This window comes from Pseudomonas sp. PDM05, from assembly GCF_014851685.1.
Lineage (GTDB): Bacteria > Pseudomonadota > Gammaproteobacteria > Pseudomonadales > Pseudomonadaceae > Aquipseudomonas.
In genome coordinates this window covers 99213-113963 of record NZ_JACVAC010000004.1, presented here as the reverse complement: position 1 = coordinate 113963, position 14751 = coordinate 99213, and the positions used below count along the sequence as shown (strand labels likewise).

Genomic DNA, 14751 nt, shown 5'->3' with positions numbered 1-14751 from the left:
GACCTAATGAGGCTGGCATGGAATTACGACATCTGCGGTACTTCATCGCCGTCGCCGAAGAACTGCATTTCGGCCGCGCCGCGCAGGTGCTGGGCATCTCGCAACCGCCGCTGAGCCAGCAGATCCAGGCACTGGAGCAGGAGGTCGGCGCGCGGTTGTTCGAGCGTACCAATCGTCGGGTCGAGCTGAGCGAGGCTGGCCGCTTGTTCCTGCACGAGGCGCGATTGGTGTTGGCCCAGGTCGACAAGGCCGCCGATGTGGCCAGGCGTGCGCAGTTGGGTGAACTGGGTGAATTGAAGATCGGCTTCACCTCGTCGGCGCCCTTCAACGCGAGCATTCCCCAGGCGATTTTTGCCTTCCGCCAGGCGTTCCCGGCGGTGCATCTGAACCTGCAGGAAATGAGCAGTACCCAAGTGGCCGAGTCACTGGTGGACGAGTCGATCCAGGTCGGCTTGATGCGCCCGCTGCCGTTGCCGGACTCCCTGAGTGTGATCGAGTTGATGCGCGAACCGCTGGTGGCCGTACTGAGCGCCGGTCACCCCTTGGCGCAAGGCAGCGAGCGCGGCTTGCACCTGGCGCAGTTGGCCGAGGAACCCTTCGTGTTTTTCCCACGCAGTTACGGCAGCGGTCTCTATGCGCAGTTGCTGAACCTGTGCCGTGACGCCGGCTTCAGCCCGCACTTTGCCCAGGAGGCAGGGGAGGCGATGACCATCATCGGCCTGGTGGCGGCCGGGTTGGGAGTGTCGGTGCTGCCAGCGTCGTACCAGCGTATCCGGATTGATGGCGTGGTCTATCGCACCTTGCTGGATGAGGAGGCGGTGACATCGGTGTGGCTGGTGCAGCGCAAAGGGGGGCAAACGCCGATGGCGCAAGCGTTTGTGGAGTTGTTGACGCGCAAGGCGTCGGTGTAGGCGCGGTCACATATCAGGTAACGCAAGCGACTTAGTGATTCGCGAGAAAGTTGCGCAGAATCGCTTTTTCTCAAGTGAGTGATATGGATGACACTTCTCTACCAGCCCAAGGAGGGCAGCGTGTTGATTTGTGATTTTCGCGGCTATGAAGTCCCGGAAATCATCAAGATTCGGCCCGTTATTGTGATACGCAGGCACCGAACCAATAAGCTGCTGGTAACGGTAGTGCCGCTGAGTACTACCGCTCCACAGACGGTATTGGAGCACCACTTACAACTCGACAGTCATCTTCACGGCGCCAATCCGATCTGTTGGGCAAAATGCGACATTGTGGCGACCGTGAGTTTGGGCCGGCTGGACCGAATAAAAAGCAAAGATCGTCATGGCAAACGAACTTACAAAATCGCTGAGCTCACCAGTGAGCAGTTTCACGCGATAAAAGCGGCGGTGCGCAGTGCACTTGGGTTGCGATGAGCTTGGCGCTGGGCGAGCGGCTTTTTGCCACTGATTGCAGGCGAGCTGCTTTCAGGCATACTGCCCACGTTCCCGAAAGGGGCTTGTGAGACTCTGAGGATCCTGGGCAACCAGCCATCGCAGAGCCAGGCAGGACGAGGCGATGACAAGCCAACCTGTTTGTGAAGAGGGCGCCGAAAGGCGCCCTTTGTCGTTTCTGGATGTGGCGCGGGAGCGGTCTCAGTGTTATTTGGTCGTGCCCGTCTGTTCAAACAACTGCGCCGCCGAGCCCGACTCGCTCACGCCGTTGCTGCGCAGCCCGGCCATGATGTCGCTGTCCAGGTTGTTCACCCAACGGTTGTAGTTGCGATGGATCTTGCCGTCCTTGTAGCCCAGGGCGCGGCTGTCGCGGTAGGTGATGGCGTAGCTGTTGCGGGTGTAGCGGATGTCGACGGCCGCGTAGTACTGGTTGCGGACGGTGATCTCGGCCTGCACCAGTTGTGGGCTCAGGCGTTGTACCGTCCAATCGCGTTTTTGCAGGGCGCTGAGGATGACCTGCTTGATTTTTTCTTCGCCGACCTGGGCGTCGGCCGGCAGTTCGTGCTGGGTGTTGAGCACCGGCTTGCTGGTGCAACCGGCGGTGGTCAACAGGGCGAGGGTGATCAGGGTGGCGCGTAGCAAGGAAGACATTCCGTATTCTCCAATCGATTAAAAAGTCAGGACCAGCGGCGGAAGATCAGCGACGTGTTGACGCCGCCAAAGGCAAAGTTGTTGTTCATCACGTAGTCGTGCTGCATCTCGCGGAACTCACCTTGCAGGTAATCGAGCTCACCGCATTGCGGGTCCACCACGTCCAGGTTGAAGGTGTGCACGTACTGGTTGCGGTTCATCATCTCGATGCTGAACCACGACTCCAGCGCGCCGCACGCGCCCAAGGTGTGGCCGAGAAAACTTTTCTGCGAACTGATGGGCATGCGGCTGCCGAACAAGGCGTGGGTGGCCAGGGTCTCGGCGACGTCACCTTGGTCGGTGGCGGTGCCGTGGCCGTTGACGTAGCCGATGGCCGCCGGCTCCAAACCTGCATCCTCAAGCGCCAGCTCCATGGCGCGGCGCATGGTTTTCTGTTCCGGGCGCGTGGTGTGCTGGCCGTCGGCGTTGCTGCCGAAACCGACCAGTTCCGCGTGGATATGGGCACCGCGCGCCAGCGCATGTTCCAGTTCTTCGAGCACCAGCATGCCGCTGCCTTCGCCGATCACCAGGCCATCGCGGCCGCTGTCGTAGGGGCGTGGGCTGGTCTGCGGCGCATCGTTTTTCAGGCTGGTGGCGTAAAGCGCATCAAACACCATGGCTTCGGTGGGGCACAGTTCCTCGGCGCCACCGGCGAGCATCAACGGCAGGCGGCCGAACTTGATCGCCTCGTAGGCATACCCGATGCCCTGGCTGCCGCTGGTGCAGGCGCTGGACGTGGGGATCAGCCGCCCGGTCAGGCCGAAGAAGATGCTGATATTCGCCGCCGTGGTGTGCGGCATCATGCGTACGTAGGAGTTGGCATTCAGGCCCTCGGCCACCGAGTTCAGCAGCATATTGCCGAATGCCTTGATCTCGTCGGTGCTGCCGGTGGACGAACCGCAGGCCACGCCCATGCGCCCATCCTTGATCGACTCATCACCCAGCAAACCGGCGTCCTGCAACGCCTGCTCCGCCGCCCACACCGCAAAGCGCGAGACGCGCCCCATGCTGCGCAGTTGCTTGCGCGTCCAGTGGGCGGGCACGACAAAATCGTCGATCGGCCCGGCCAGGCGCGTGTTCAATTCGGTGAAACGGTCCCACTCATCCATGCGCCGGATGCCGCTGCGGTTGGCGCGGAAGTTGGCCGAGATGGTCGCCCAATCGCTGCCCAGGGAAGTCATGCCGGCCATGCCGGTCACTACGACGCGTTTCATCAGCACAGGCCTCCGTTCACGGCCAGGACCTGGCGGGTGATATAACCGGCCTCGGCCGACATCAGGAAATTCACCGCACCGGCGACCTCTTCCGGGGTGCCCATGCGCTGTGCCGGGATCATCTTCATCAACTCTTCCACCGGCACGTTTTCATCCAGCATCGCTGTGTCGATCAGGCCCGGTGCGACGCAGTTGACGGTGATCTTGCGCTTGCCCAACTCGATGGCCAACGCTTTGGCGGCCCCGATCAGGCCGGCTTTGGAGGCGCTGTAGTTGACCTGGCCACGGTTGCCGATCAGCCCGGAAACCGAAGTGATGCAGACGATGCGTCCAGCGGCGCGGCGGCGGATCATCGGCATCATTACCGGGTGCAGCACGTTGTAGAAACCGTCGAGGTTGGTACGCAGCACCACGTCCCAATCGTCTTCCGACAAGGCCGGGAACGCGCCGTCGCGAGTCAGGCCGGCGTTGAGCACCACGCCGTAATAGGCGCCGTGTGTCTCAACGTCCGCTTCAAGGATTGCCTTGCAGGCCGCGCGGTCCGCCACATCGAATTGCAGCACCCGCGCCCTGCGGCCCTGGGCTTGGACCTCGACCTGCACCGCGTCGGCTTCGGCACGGCCACTGCGGCAGTGCAGCACGATGTCGTGGCCGGCCTGGGCCAGGCGCAAGGCAATGGCGCGGCCGATACCACGGCTGGAGCCGGTGACCAGTACGGATTCAGTCATGGCGTTACGTCCTTCGATTCATCTAAATAGTTGGCCGCCTGGGGCGGTCGAAATACATTCAAGCGCGCACTGGCCTGGATCCCGTCACCAGTGAGGTGGCATTCGAACACACCCATGCCGTTGTCGTCTTCCAGGGAGCGTATGCCGTGGATCTTCAGCTCGGCGCCCGCCGGGAAGTGCTCCACGTTGCACTCGAACTTGCGTGTGCCGAGCAGGAAGCCCAGTTCCACCGCTTCGCCGTTCTGGCGCGCGCGGCAGCCGGCATAGGCGGCGACGCTTTGCGCCATCAGCTCGATGCCGACCCAGGCCGGCAGGCTGCCGTCCGGGCGGTTGAACAGGCCGCCGGGGGTGACGGTGAGGCGGGTGTGAATCTGCTCTTCATCGAACGACAGCACCTGATCGATCAGGATCATGTCGCCGGCATGGGGCAGCAGTTCGGCGAGTGGCCAAGGGGTCATGGGGCCTCTCCGATAATCAGGCTGACGTTGTTGCCGCCGAAGGCAAACGAATTGCTCATCAGGCGGGGTTTTTCCAGGGTTTCGCCCAGGTGCGCCCACTTCAGGGCGGGCAGCGCCGGATCGGGCTGGCCGTCCCAGAGGTGCGGCGGCAGTTGGCCGTGGGTCAGGCTCAGCCAGCAGAATGCCGCTTCCAGCGCTCCGGCGGCCCCCAGGGTGTGGCCGCTCATGGGTTTGGTCGACGAGCAGGGCACGCCGCCGGGGAACAGGTTGGCCACGGCCAGGCTCTCCATGGCGTCGTTGTGCTGGGTGGCGGTGCCGTGCAGGTTCAGGTAGCCGATCTGCTCAGGCGTCAGTTGCGCGCTGGCCAGGGCCTTGCGCATCGATTGCAACGCGCCCTTGCCGCTGGGCTCGGGGGCGGAGATATGGTGTGCATCGCAACTCGCGCCGCTGCCCAGCAGGGCAATCGGCGCCGGTTCTTTACTCATCACGAACAGCACCGCGGCTTCGCCGATATTGATGCCGTTGCGGTTCACCGAAAACGGGTTGCAGCGCTCGTTCGACACCGCTTCCAGCGAACTGAAGCCGTTGAGCGTCAGCTTGCACAAGCTGTCGACGCCGCCGCAGATCACGGCGTCGCACACGCCCAGGTCCAGCAGGCGCTGGGCACTCATCAACGCGCGGGCGCTGGAGGTGCAGGCAGTCGAGATCACATAGGCCGGGCCGCTCAGTTGCAGCCAGTCGGCAAGGAAATTCGCCGGGGCGCTGAGTTCCTGTTGCTGGTAATCGTAGTCGCCGGGGAACTGGTGTTCGCGCAGGTAATGGGCTATGCCGCGACTGGCCTCGTCGATGCCCGAGGTGCTGGTGCCGAGCACAACGCCGACCCGCGACGGGCCGTAGGTGTGGATTGCCTGGCGAATCTCGCCCTCGATCTGCAATGCGGCCTCCAGCAACAGCTGGTTATTGCGGCTGCTCTGCTGGCCCAATTCCAGCGGGATGGCTGCCAGTTCGCCGTGCACGCTGCCCACCGGCAACACGCGTTCGGGCACCCAGCCGCTTTCGGCGCGCATGCCCGAACAGTCACCGGCAAACAGGCTGCGGCTGACTTCGGCCTGGCCACGGCCGAGGGCGCAGATCACGCCGAGGGCATTCAGGTAGGCGGTCATTGGGCGGCTCCGAGCGGGGTGATGCGGTAGCTCAACGGCTGCCCGCTGATGTTCACGCTGAACACCTCGGACGACTGGTAGATGATCTGCCAATGCCCCGGCAGTGTGCGCGTCAGGTCCATGGCCTGGGCGCTGGGGTACAGCGTGCGCACCTCATCCGCCGAAGCCAGGGCAAACAGCAATGCGGCAAACAGCTCGCGGGCCTGGGGATTGGGCGGCAGCAGGCCGTCGGCCTGCCATTGGCCATCGACCAGTTTTTGTCGGGCCTGGGGAATGCCCAGCGGGTCCATCATCGACCAGCGGATGCCAGCGCCTTCGCGCTGGATCACCAACAGCCAGTCCTGGCTCTGGCCGTCGGCCAGGCGCTGCACATGCAATTGCAACGGCAACGCCAGGGCCGGGGTTTTCTCCGGCAGCGGCAGCTGGCTGGCGCAGGCGCTCAGCAGCAACAGGCAACCGATCAGCAACAGACGCATCATGGGGCGGTGCTCGCCAATGGTTTGCGGGCCACACAGTTGACCAGGGTTTCTTCGCGCTGCCCCACCGGCGGCGCCTTGCGCAGGCCCCAGCGTTCGAGCAGGCCGAAATCGCTGGAACGGCTCCACCACAGATACGGGTACGAGACGTTCTGCGGACCGAATTCAAAACCCTGCTCGCGGAGCATCTCCAAGTATTGCTCGGCGCTTTTCTGCACATGCATCGGGTGGCGGAACAGCCAGCGGATCACCCAGGTGTCGATATAGGCTTCGGTGGACTCGGCAAACAGCAGATAACCGCCCGGCTTGAGCACGCGGTAGAACTCTTTCAGCGCGCGGTGCTGCTCGACCAGGTGGTGGAAGGTCTGGTGGCAGAACAGGATGTCGACGCTTGCGTCCGGCACATCGAGGGTGGCGCAGTCGCTGCCGATCAACTCGACGGACAGGCCCTGGCGCGCCGCTTCGGCTTGGCTCAGTGCGAGGCTGTGAGGGTCGGCATCCAGGCCGATCAGGCGCTGCGGCGCAAACACCTGCTGCAAGTACTGGAACGACTTGCCCTGGCCGCAGCCGGCGTCGAGCAACACCGGCGCGGGCGGCAAGGGCTCGCTGAACAGGCTGCGCAGGTCGTTGATCGCCACGCGCAACACGTGGTGCTGCCAGGTGTGGCTGCGCAGGAACCAGAAGCCGAACTTGGTTTCTTCGACGTAGTTTTTACTCAGGTACTGACTGCTCATACCGGCTCACTCGCACAGATTTCCGACAACATCCGCAGGCGCCGCTTGGGCTCGCTGACAAACGGGTTACGCTCATCCCACGCGTAGCCGGCGAGGATCGAGCAGATCATCCGGCGGATCTCCGGCGAGCTGTCCGGATGATAGATCACGTCCTGGAAAGTCCCGGCGTACCAGCCTTCGACATAGCAGCGGAAGGTGTCGACACCGCGCTTCAATGGCTCGGCGAATTCGGTTTGCCAGTCCACCGCCTCGCCCTTCAATTGGCGATGCAACAGGCCGGCAGCCATGCTCGCCGAACGCATGGCGATGGTCACCCCGGAGGAGAACACCGGGTCGAGGAACTCCGCCGCATTGCCCAGCAGCGCGAAGCCCGGGCCGTGCAGGGTCTTGACGTTGGCCGAGTAGCCGCCGATGGTGCGCGCCGGCGTATCCCACACGGCGTTGTGCAGCACGGTGGACAGGCTTGGGGTTTCGTCGATGAACCCGCGCAGGCATGCGTCGAGGTCGCTGTCGCGGCCGTCGAAATGCTCCTTGGCCGCGACCACGCCCACCGAGCAGCGGCCGTTGCTGAACGGGATGCTCCAGAACCAGATGTCACGCTGGGTCGGGTGGGTGGTGATGAGGATTTTGGTGCGGTCGAAACCGGGGTGTTCGATGCGGTCTTCGATATGGGTGAACACCGCCTGGCGCACCGGGAAATCCGACGGTGCTTCCAGGTCCAGCAGGCGCGGCAGCACGCGGCCGTAGCCGCTGGCGTCGAGCACGAACTTGGCCTTGAGGTGGTACTCGCTGCCGTTCTCGCGGCGCACGTGCAGGTAGTGGGTCTCGCCTTTGAAATCGACGCCGACGATGGTTTCGCCGTAGCGGATGTCCACGCCTTGCAGCGCTGCCTGATCGGCCAGCAACTTGTCGAACTCGCCGCGCTGCACCTGGAAGGTGGTCGGCTTGCCGTGGCTGAACGTATCGCTGAAATCAAATGCGCTATAGCGCTCGCCCCAGGCGAACGCGGCGCCGGTTTTTACCTGGAACCCGGCGGCCTGCACGGCGTCGAGCATGCCGGCTTCTTCGATGAAATCGATGCAGTGCGACAGCAGGCTTTCGCCGATCGAGAACCGTGGGAAATGCTGGCGCTCGATGATCAATACATCATGCCCTTTGCGCTTTAGCAGCGCGGCGGCGATGGCCCCGGACGGACCGGCACCGATCACCACCACCTGGCGACGTTCCATTTCAACTATGGGCACGAGGGCTCCTTGCCACTTTGGCGATAATCACATTCATAAGGCGTGCTTCTGTTGCCCGGCCCAGGGCGCCAGCATAAAGCTGAATGCCAGGCCGAGGCTGACCGATAGGCCGAAATTACTCACCGCCGGCGTGCTGGACACGGCCAGCAGGCCGAACGACAACCAGGTCGTCAACGCCGCCAGCAGCGTGCCCAACAGGCTGACCGCCGGGCCGCCGATCTGCTCGCGCATCAAGATCGCGTAATCGACGCTGATCGCCGTGACCAGCAGCAGGCCGAACAGGCTGAACAGGGTCAGCGGCTGGCCCAGCCAACCAAGGCTGGCCAGGCTGCACAGCGCGGCGAGCAACGGCAGCGCGACGATCCGCAAGGCGCCGCCAAAGCCGAACGGCAGGATCAGCAACAACACGATCAGCACGCACGACATCAATTTCAATTCGGCCGCGCTGATCTGCGTGTCGGCAAATACCCGGTTCAATTCGCCGAGGCGATCGACCAGTTGCACCCCTGGCAAATCCACGGCCTGCACGCGCAGCAACGCCGGGTTGTTCAGGCCCTGCAGGCTGACCATCGCTGCCACGCCGCCGTCCACCGGGCCCAACCACAGCGTGCGCCAAGGCTCGGCCAGGGGCCCGGCCAGTGCGGCGTCGATGTCTTGGGTGGGCAGCGCTTGCAGTTGTGCGACTTCGGCCTGCAGGGCAGCGACGGGGACGCCGAGGTCCAGCAGCGGTTGCCAGTGTTGGGGCAGGTTGTTCAGCGCATCGCGCACCCGTTGTTGCTCGGCGGGTAGGCTGACCAGTTGATTGAGCGCCAGGTAGCCCTGGAGCTTGTCCATGTTCACCAGTTGATCCAGGCGTTGGCCCAAGGCACTTTCACGCACCAGCAACTGCTGCTGGTTCTCGGCGCGCACCAGGAAGAACTGGCTGGTGGGCTGGAACCCGGTGATCCGCGCCACGGCCTGGGCCTCTTGGAGCAATTGCGGCGGCGCGCCGATCCACTGGCGAATATCGTTTTTGCTCTCGAGCTGCCACAGCCCACCGGCGCAAAACAGCAACAGCAGCGCCAGCAATGCCGGGCTGGGTACGCGCTTGAGCAGCGAGGCACGCACCAGCCACAGGCATTCGGCGATGCGCAGCGGCCACTGCGCCGGGCGCAGTTCCACACCCTTGAGCAGCGCCGGCAACAGGCACACGGCGGACAGGTAGGCACCGACCAGGCCGGCAGCGGAGAACACCGCGATCTGGGTCAGCGCCGGGAACGGTGTCCAGGCCAGGGCCAGGTAGCCGATGCAACTGGTGGCCAGGCTCAGGCTCAGCCCCGGTAGCGTCAGGCGCAAGGCCGGCCAGCTGCGCCAGGGTTTCAGGCTCCAGCTTTTCGACAGGTAGTGCAGCGGGTAATCCACCGCCACGCCGATCAGGCTGGAGCCCAGCACCAGGGTCATCACATGCATGTGGCCGAACAGCGCCACACAGGCCACCGCGCCAAACAGCATGCCCACCAGCACCGGCACAAACGCCAGCAGCACGCGCCAGCGGCGAAACGCGAGCAACAGCAACAGCAGGATGCCCACGGTGGCGCCACCGCCGACCCAGGTGATCTCCCGCGTGGCTTGCTGCTGACCGTTGGCCGCATAGAGCAGGCCGCTGGCGGCGAGTAGCTGGGCGCCTTGCTCGCCGGCCTGTGCACGGCTGGTTTGGAGCAGGTCCGCCACTTGCAGCGGCAATTTCATGTCGAAGGCATTGCCGGTGGTGCGCGCGCGCAGCAGCACCCAGCTCTTGCCATCGGCGTCGGCGATCAACGCGCCGCTGCCAATGTCCAACTGCACCGCGCCGTGCTGCGGTTGGCTGTTCTGGATGCGCCCGGTCAGGCCCAGCCAATCGTCCTGGCTCGGTACCAGGCTGAAGCCGGTGAAGGGGTCGAACAGCGCTTGCACACGTTGCTGGATAAACGCGTCGGGCTGTTCGATCAGTTGTTCGCGGTCCTTGGCCGAGAGCATCGCCAGGCGCCCGCGCAGCAGTTGCTCGCGCAGCGCCGGCAGGTCCGCTTGCAGGTTCCACTGGACCTTTTCAAACAGCCCGCTGGCCTGCCAGCGCTCGCCCAACTGTTGCGCCACGGCCACCGCTTGCTGGCGGTCGGCATGCCCGACCAGCACCAGCATTTCGCGGTTCAGCGGCTCTTGCATGCGCTGTTCGGCTTTTTGTTCGAGCGCGTCCGGCGTGTTGCCCGGCACCAGTTCCATCAGGTTGGCCGACAACGGCGCGCCATGGCGCCACTGCCAACCGGCCAGGGCCAGCACGGCCACCAGCAGGATCAGGAACAGGCGCGGCAGCAGGCGCTCACTGGGCAAAGTCATGTTGCTCCGCGTCGCTCAGGGGCAAGGCTGCGGTGCTGTCTTGCATGCGCAGTAGGGTGCTGTCGCCCTGGGTTTCCAGCAGCTCGATGTTTTGCACCAGCTCGCCACCGTCGATATTGATCTGGGTGAAGACTTGTTTTAACAGCAGCGAGCGTGGGATCAGGGTCAGTTTCCAGTCGTTGGCTTCGCCTTGCAGTTGCAGTTCGAAGTCGCGTTGCAAGCCGCTGCTGTCGCCCTGAAGTACGGCGAGGAACAGGCGATTCTGCTCGGCACCGGCGCTCTTGTTCGGCAGCGGCTGCCAACCGTTGGCGTCGCGGCGGGCAATGCCCTGGGCGCTGATGCGGTAGTCCTGTTGCAGCGGGGTTTTGAGCAGCCATAGCAGGCCGTGGTCCTTGGCGAGCACGAAGGTGCCTTTGCTGACCAGCGGCTGGGGCAGGGCGCGCAGGTGTTTTTCCTGGGTGAAGCTGCCGTGGATCACCGAGGGTTTGGCGAGTTGGTCGCTGAGTTGCTGCAAGTCGAAGGCGTGTGCACTAAAGCTCAGGAATAACCCGATCAAAAAGGTGGGAGCGGGCTTGCCCGCGATGAGCCTGAGGGCGCTGCGCAGTGTCAGGCGGTTCGCGTTATCGTTGACGTCCATCGCGGGCAAGCCCGCTCCCACAGGGGATCTCATTTCAAGGCTCTCTCGACGGCGTCTGTGAATATTTTTGGGGAAGCGAGTTGCATCTCACGGCTGGCGATTTCCACCGCCACTTGCACCGTGCTCGCGCGGGTCAGGCGCTCGCCGCTGGCCAGGTCGGTGATCAGGTAATTGACCTTCAAACGGTTCTCCCACTCCACCAGGCTGGCACGCACGTTGATGGTCTGGCCAAACACGGCGCCGCGCACGTAGCGCAATTGCATGTCGATCACCGGCCACGCGTAGCCCGACGCGAGCATCTGCGTGTAGTTGTGGCCGAGCTTGTCGAGCAGCGCGCAGCGCGCCACTTCCAGGTACTTCACGTAATGCCCGTGCCAGACGACGTTCATGGTGTCGACGTCGAAAAACGGCACGAGGATCTCGGTGTCGCAATGCAGCACGCCCGGGCTACGCATGCAGCCTCCAGTGTTGTGCGCCAATGCGCTGCAGGCACAGGCGCAGTTCGCCTTCGAGGGCGCGGTCTTCGATCACTGGCGGGAAGTCTTGGGCCAGTTGTTCGTGCATCGCGGCCAGGGCTGGCGGCAACGGCCGGGCGTCTTCGGCCTGGGCGCGTAGCCATACGCCCTGGTTGGCGGCGAGCAAGGTGGCGGCGGCGACCTGTTCGGTCAGCTCCAGCACGCGGATCGCATCGCGGGCGGCGATGGTGCCCATGCTCACTTTGTCTTGGTTATGGCATTCGGTGGAGCGCGAGAACACGCTGGCCGGCATGGTGTTTTTCAACGCTTCGGCGGTCCAGGCGCTGGTGCCGATCTGCACGGCCTTGAAGCCGTGGTTGATCATCGCGCGGTCCTTGGGGGCGCCGGACAGGTTGCTCGGCAGGCCGTGGTTGTAACGCACGTCCACCAGCAGTGCGAGCTGGCGGTCGAGCAGGTCGGCGACGTTGGCTACCAGGGTCTTGAGGCTGTCCATGGCGAAGGCGATATGGCCGCCGTAGAAGTGGCCGCCGTGCAGCACGCGTTCCTCTTCGGCGTCGATGATCGGGTTGTCGTTGGCACTGTTCAGTTCGATTTCGATGAACGAACGCAGCCAGTTCAGGCTGTCGGCCAGCACGCCCAACACGTGGGGGGCGCAGCGCAGCGAGTAGCGGTCCTGCAAGCGATGCAGCGGTGCAGTCGGCGCGTCGATCGCCAGGTCCTTGCGCAGCCAGGCGGCGACTTGCATCTGCCCCGGGTGCGGCTTGGCGGCGAACAGGCGTTCGTCGAAGTGTTCCGGGTTGCCTTGCAGCGCCACCACGTTCAGCGCGGTGATGCGCGTGGCCAGTTGCAGCAGGTAGTCGGCGCGGGCGAAGGCCAGGCAGGCGAGGCCGGTCATCACGGCGGTGCCGTTCATCAGCGCCAGGGCTTCCTTGGGGCGCAACACCAGCGGGTCCCAGCCCAGCTCACGGTGCACGTCGGCGGCCTGGCGGCGTTCGCCACGGAACATCACTTCACGTTCACCGGACAAGGTCGCGGCCACGTAGGACAGCGGCGTCAGATCACCGCTGGCGCCCACCGAACCTTCTTCCGGGATCAGCGGCAGCACGTCGTGTTCGAGGAACGCATGCAGGCGCTCCAGCAGTTCCACGCGTACCCCGGACACGCCGTGGCACAGCGACTGCAAACGCGCAGCCAGCACGGCGCGGGTGGCTTGGGCGTCGAGCAGCTTGCCCAGGCCGCAACCGTGGAAGGTGTACAGGTGGCGGGGCAACGCTTCGACGTGCTGCAAGGGCACGGCCACCACGCACGAGTCGCCGTAGCCGGTGGTCACGCCGTAGATCACGCCTTCCTTGTCCAGCAGCGAGTCGAGGAACTGCGCGCCCTTGGCGATGCGCTGGCGATAGGCGGCATCGCCCTGCAATTGGGTGGGCGCCTGACGGTTGGCCAGGGCCAGCACGTCTTCGATGCGCAAGGCGTGTTCGCCAAAGGTTACCGGCTCAAGATGCGTCGTCATCGGTCTTCCAGAAAGGGTAAAAGTTGAACCATTGTTGGGGCGCTTCCAGGCAGAACTGACCCAGGCGTGCGGCGTAACGCGCGGTCCACAGGGCTATGACCTGCTCGCGGGTATTACGTTTCCATTCGATCAACGGCGTGAACGGCTCGATGGTCAGGCGATAGCGGCTTTGGTGCTTGAGGCACATCAGCAGGTTCACCGGGCATTTGAGCAAGCCGGCCAGCAGCCACGGGCCTTGGGGGAAGGCGGCATCGTGGCCGAGGAAGTCCACGCGTACCGTGCGCCCGCCATGCAGTGGCACGCGGTCGCCGGCGATGGCCAGCCACTCGCCGTCATCCAGGCGCTGGCTGAGCAGGAGCATGGTGGCCGGGTCCAGCTCGCTGACCTGGATCAGGCGCAAGTGGGTCGCCCCGGCTTCCCCGAGCAGGCGGTTGAATTGTTCGGCGTGCTTGGTGTGCACCAGCACGTTCATGGTCACTTGCTCGCCGATTTCGGCGAGGGCGCGGCACACTTCGAGGTTGCCCAGGTGTGCGCCCACCAGCATTTGCCCGCGCTCGCCGCGCAGTTGCCCGCGTAACTTGGCCGGATCGTTGATCTCGATCTGCTCCAGGCGCAGCTTGCCGTTCCACACGTCGAGCTTGTCGAGCAGGGAGTCGGCGAAGGCCATGAACTGGCCGAAGACTTTGCGCTGGGTCGGGCGCAGCTCGTCACGCCCGCTCCAGTCGGCCAGGCGCTGCTGGTATTGCCAGGCGCTCTGGCGCGCAGTGCGGCCGAACAAGTAGAAGTACAGGACGATGGCGTACAGCAACGGGCTCAGCACGCGGCGGCCAAGAACCTTGGCGGCGAACGCGGTGAGTTTCATCAGCAGGAAGCTGCCGCGCTCCTCGCGGTCGGCCCAATGCTTGGCGCTGTCGCTCATGCCTGCCACCGTCGCCACAGGATCATCGGCGCACGCACCAGCATGCCGAAGAACAAGCGGGTGTGCATCGCCGAGATACGCACGTTGTCGCGCAGCAGGCGGAAATGCGACAGGCCATCAGCCGGGTAATGCACTTGGGTCGGCAGCCAGCGCATTGGCTGGTTGCGCCAGGCCAGGCGCACCAGGATGTCGGAGTCGAAATCCATGCGCGTGCCGATGTAGGCCGAGTCCATCAGTGCCAGCGTGGGGGCCAGCGGGTACACGCGAAAGCCGCACATCGAGTCGCGGATCTGCAGCGACAGGGTGTTGATCCACACCCACACGTGGGTCAGGTAGCGCGCGTACAGCCGTCCCTTGGGCACGCTCTCGTCGTATTCGGGGTAGCCGCAGATGACGGCGTCGGGGTGGGTGCGCGAGGCGTCGAGGAAGGTCTCGACTTCACGCAGGTCGTGCTGGCCGTCGGCGTCCACTTGCAGGGCGTGGCTGAAGCCCAGGCGTGCGGCTTCACGGAAACCGGCCATGACCGCGCTGCCCTTGCCCTGGTTGTTCGGCAAGGTCAGCAAGGTGACGCTGTCCAGGCTTGCCAGTTGTGCCAGCACCGCCGCACAGGCCGGGCTGCTGCCGTCGTCCACCAGCAGGCAGGGCAGGCCGCTGTTCAGCAGGCTCTGGACCACGGCGGGCACGGCAGCTTCGTGGTTGTAGACCGGGATCAGGGCGCAGGGGTTATGCATGGTTTGCCCACAG

General features: G+C 64.4%; 16 protein-coding genes. 2 read left to right on the top strand and 14 right to left on the bottom strand.

The window, feature by feature from the left end; translation table 11 throughout:
- Positions 1-17: 17 nt before the first annotated feature.
- Both IB241_RS10465 and IB241_RS10460 read left to right on the top strand, forming a co-directional pair.
- Positions 18-911 (top strand): LysR family transcriptional regulator, encoded by an 894-nt coding sequence (locus IB241_RS10465; protein ID WP_192298333.1) that lies wholly within the window; start codon positions 18-20, stop codon positions 909-911.
- A gap of 87 nt (positions 912-998) precedes the next feature.
- Positions 999-1385, top strand: coding sequence for a type II toxin-antitoxin system PemK/MazF family toxin (locus tag IB241_RS10460; RefSeq protein ID WP_192298332.1), 387 nt, complete (start codon positions 999-1001; stop codon positions 1383-1385).
- Between the two features lie 225 nt (positions 1386-1610).
- Here the strand turns inward: IB241_RS10460 and IB241_RS10455 are convergent, their stop codons facing one another.
- The 14 genes from IB241_RS10455 to IB241_RS10390 are packed head-to-tail and all read right to left on the bottom strand — an operon-like array spanning position 1611 to position 14738.
- Positions 1611-2054: a hypothetical protein gene (locus tag IB241_RS10455; RefSeq protein ID WP_192298331.1), complete on the bottom strand. Its 444-nt coding sequence runs from the start codon at positions 2052-2054 to the stop codon at positions 1611-1613.
- A gap of 26 nt (positions 2055-2080) precedes the next feature.
- Complete coding sequence (locus tag IB241_RS10450; RefSeq protein ID WP_192298330.1) at positions 2081-3307, bottom strand: beta-ketoacyl-ACP synthase; 1227 nt, start codon at positions 3305-3307, stop codon at positions 2081-2083.
- The gene (fabG, locus tag IB241_RS10445) at positions 3307-4035 is read right to left on the bottom strand and encodes a 3-oxoacyl-ACP reductase FabG (protein ID WP_192298329.1); all 729 of its coding nucleotides are present in this window, start codon (positions 4033-4035) and stop codon (positions 3307-3309) included. Before fabG ends, IB241_RS10450 begins: the two co-directional genes overlap by 1 nt.
- Entirely contained in the window at positions 4032-4493 is a 462-nt protein-coding gene (locus IB241_RS10440) for a hotdog family protein (protein WP_192298328.1), read from the bottom strand. Before IB241_RS10440 ends, fabG begins: the two co-directional genes overlap by 4 nt.
- Positions 4490-5656, bottom strand: coding sequence for a beta-ketoacyl-[acyl-carrier-protein] synthase family protein (locus tag IB241_RS10435; RefSeq protein WP_192298327.1), 1167 nt, complete (start codon positions 5654-5656; stop codon positions 4490-4492). The genes IB241_RS10440 and IB241_RS10435 overlap by 4 nt, the downstream gene beginning before the upstream one ends.
- A complete protein-coding gene (locus tag IB241_RS10430; RefSeq protein ID WP_192298326.1) occupies positions 5653-6135 on the bottom strand; it encodes a hypothetical protein in 483 nt (160 codons plus the stop codon). Before IB241_RS10430 ends, IB241_RS10435 begins: the two co-directional genes overlap by 4 nt.
- Positions 6132-6866, bottom strand: a complete 735-nt coding sequence (locus IB241_RS10425) for a class I SAM-dependent methyltransferase (RefSeq protein WP_192298325.1) — start codon at positions 6864-6866, stop codon at positions 6132-6134. Before IB241_RS10425 ends, IB241_RS10430 begins: the two co-directional genes overlap by 4 nt.
- On the bottom strand, positions 6863-8110 hold the full coding sequence (locus IB241_RS10420; protein WP_318652592.1) for an NAD(P)/FAD-dependent oxidoreductase: 1248 nt from the start codon (positions 8108-8110) through the stop codon (positions 6863-6865). Before IB241_RS10420 ends, IB241_RS10425 begins: the two co-directional genes overlap by 4 nt.
- Positions 8111-8143: 33 nt before the next feature.
- A complete protein-coding gene (locus tag IB241_RS10415) occupies positions 8144-10462 on the bottom strand; it encodes an MMPL family transporter (protein ID WP_225595420.1) in 2319 nt (772 codons plus the stop codon).
- Positions 10446-11099 (bottom strand): outer membrane lipoprotein carrier protein LolA, encoded by a 654-nt coding sequence (locus tag IB241_RS10410; RefSeq protein ID WP_192298593.1) that lies wholly within the window; start codon positions 11097-11099, stop codon positions 10446-10448. Before IB241_RS10410 ends, IB241_RS10415 begins: the two co-directional genes overlap by 17 nt.
- A 29-nt stretch (positions 11100-11128) precedes the next feature.
- Positions 11129-11554, bottom strand: a complete 426-nt coding sequence (locus IB241_RS10405) for an acyl-CoA thioesterase (RefSeq protein WP_192298324.1) — start codon at positions 11552-11554, stop codon at positions 11129-11131.
- Entirely contained in the window at positions 11547-13088 is a 1542-nt protein-coding gene (locus IB241_RS10400; protein WP_192298323.1) for an HAL/PAL/TAL family ammonia-lyase, read from the bottom strand. The genes IB241_RS10405 and IB241_RS10400 overlap by 8 nt, the downstream gene beginning before the upstream one ends.
- Entirely contained in the window at positions 13072-14007 is a 936-nt protein-coding gene (locus IB241_RS10395) for a glycosyl transferase (protein ID WP_192298322.1), read from the bottom strand. Before IB241_RS10395 ends, IB241_RS10400 begins: the two co-directional genes overlap by 17 nt.
- Positions 14004-14738, bottom strand: coding sequence for a glycosyltransferase family 2 protein (locus tag IB241_RS10390; protein ID WP_192298321.1), 735 nt, complete (start codon positions 14736-14738; stop codon positions 14004-14006). The genes IB241_RS10395 and IB241_RS10390 overlap by 4 nt, the downstream gene beginning before the upstream one ends.
- Positions 14739-14751 lie beyond the last annotated feature (13 nt).

Excerpts from the sequence above, each read along its gene's own strand:
- IB241_RS10465 (WP_192298333.1), top strand. The coding sequence starts at position 18 with ATGGAATTACGACATCTGCGGTACTTCATCGCCGTCGCCGAAGAACTG.
- IB241_RS10460 (WP_192298332.1), top strand. The coding sequence starts at position 999 with ATGACACTTCTCTACCAGCCCAAGGAGGGCAGCGTGTTGATTTGTGAT.
- IB241_RS10455 (WP_192298331.1), bottom strand. The coding sequence starts at position 2,054 with ATGTCTTCCTTGCTACGCGCCACCCTGATCACCCTCGCCCTGTTGACC.
- IB241_RS10450 (WP_192298330.1), bottom strand. The coding sequence starts at position 3,307 with ATGAAACGCGTCGTAGTGACCGGCATGGCCGGCATGACTTCCCTGGGC.
- fabG (WP_192298329.1), bottom strand. The coding sequence starts at position 4,035 with ATGACTGAATCCGTACTGGTCACCGGCTCCAGCCGTGGTATCGGCCGC.
- IB241_RS10440 (WP_192298328.1), bottom strand. The coding sequence starts at position 4,493 with ATGACCCCTTGGCCACTCGCCGAACTGCTGCCCCATGCCGGCGACATG.
- IB241_RS10435 (WP_192298327.1), bottom strand. The coding sequence starts at position 5,656 with ATGACCGCCTACCTGAATGCCCTCGGCGTGATCTGCGCCCTCGGCCGT.
- IB241_RS10430 (WP_192298326.1), bottom strand. The coding sequence starts at position 6,135 with ATGATGCGTCTGTTGCTGATCGGTTGCCTGTTGCTGCTGAGCGCCTGC.
- IB241_RS10425 (WP_192298325.1), bottom strand. The coding sequence starts at position 6,866 with ATGAGCAGTCAGTACCTGAGTAAAAACTACGTCGAAGAAACCAAGTTC.
- IB241_RS10415 (WP_225595420.1), bottom strand. The coding sequence starts at position 10,462 with ATGACTTTGCCCAGTGAGCGCCTGCTGCCGCGCCTGTTCCTGATCCTG.
- IB241_RS10410 (WP_192298593.1), bottom strand. The coding sequence starts at position 11,099 with ATGGACGTCAACGATAACGCGAACCGCCTGACACTGCGCAGCGCCCTC.
- IB241_RS10405 (WP_192298324.1), bottom strand. The coding sequence starts at position 11,554 with ATGCGTAGCCCGGGCGTGCTGCATTGCGACACCGAGATCCTCGTGCCG.
- IB241_RS10400 (WP_192298323.1), bottom strand. The coding sequence starts at position 13,088 with ATGACGACGCATCTTGAGCCGGTAACCTTTGGCGAACACGCCTTGCGC.
- IB241_RS10395 (WP_192298322.1), bottom strand. The coding sequence starts at position 14,007 with ATGAGCGACAGCGCCAAGCATTGGGCCGACCGCGAGGAGCGCGGCAGC.
- IB241_RS10390 (WP_192298321.1), bottom strand. The coding sequence starts at position 14,738 with ATGCATAACCCCTGCGCCCTGATCCCGGTCTACAACCACGAAGCTGCC.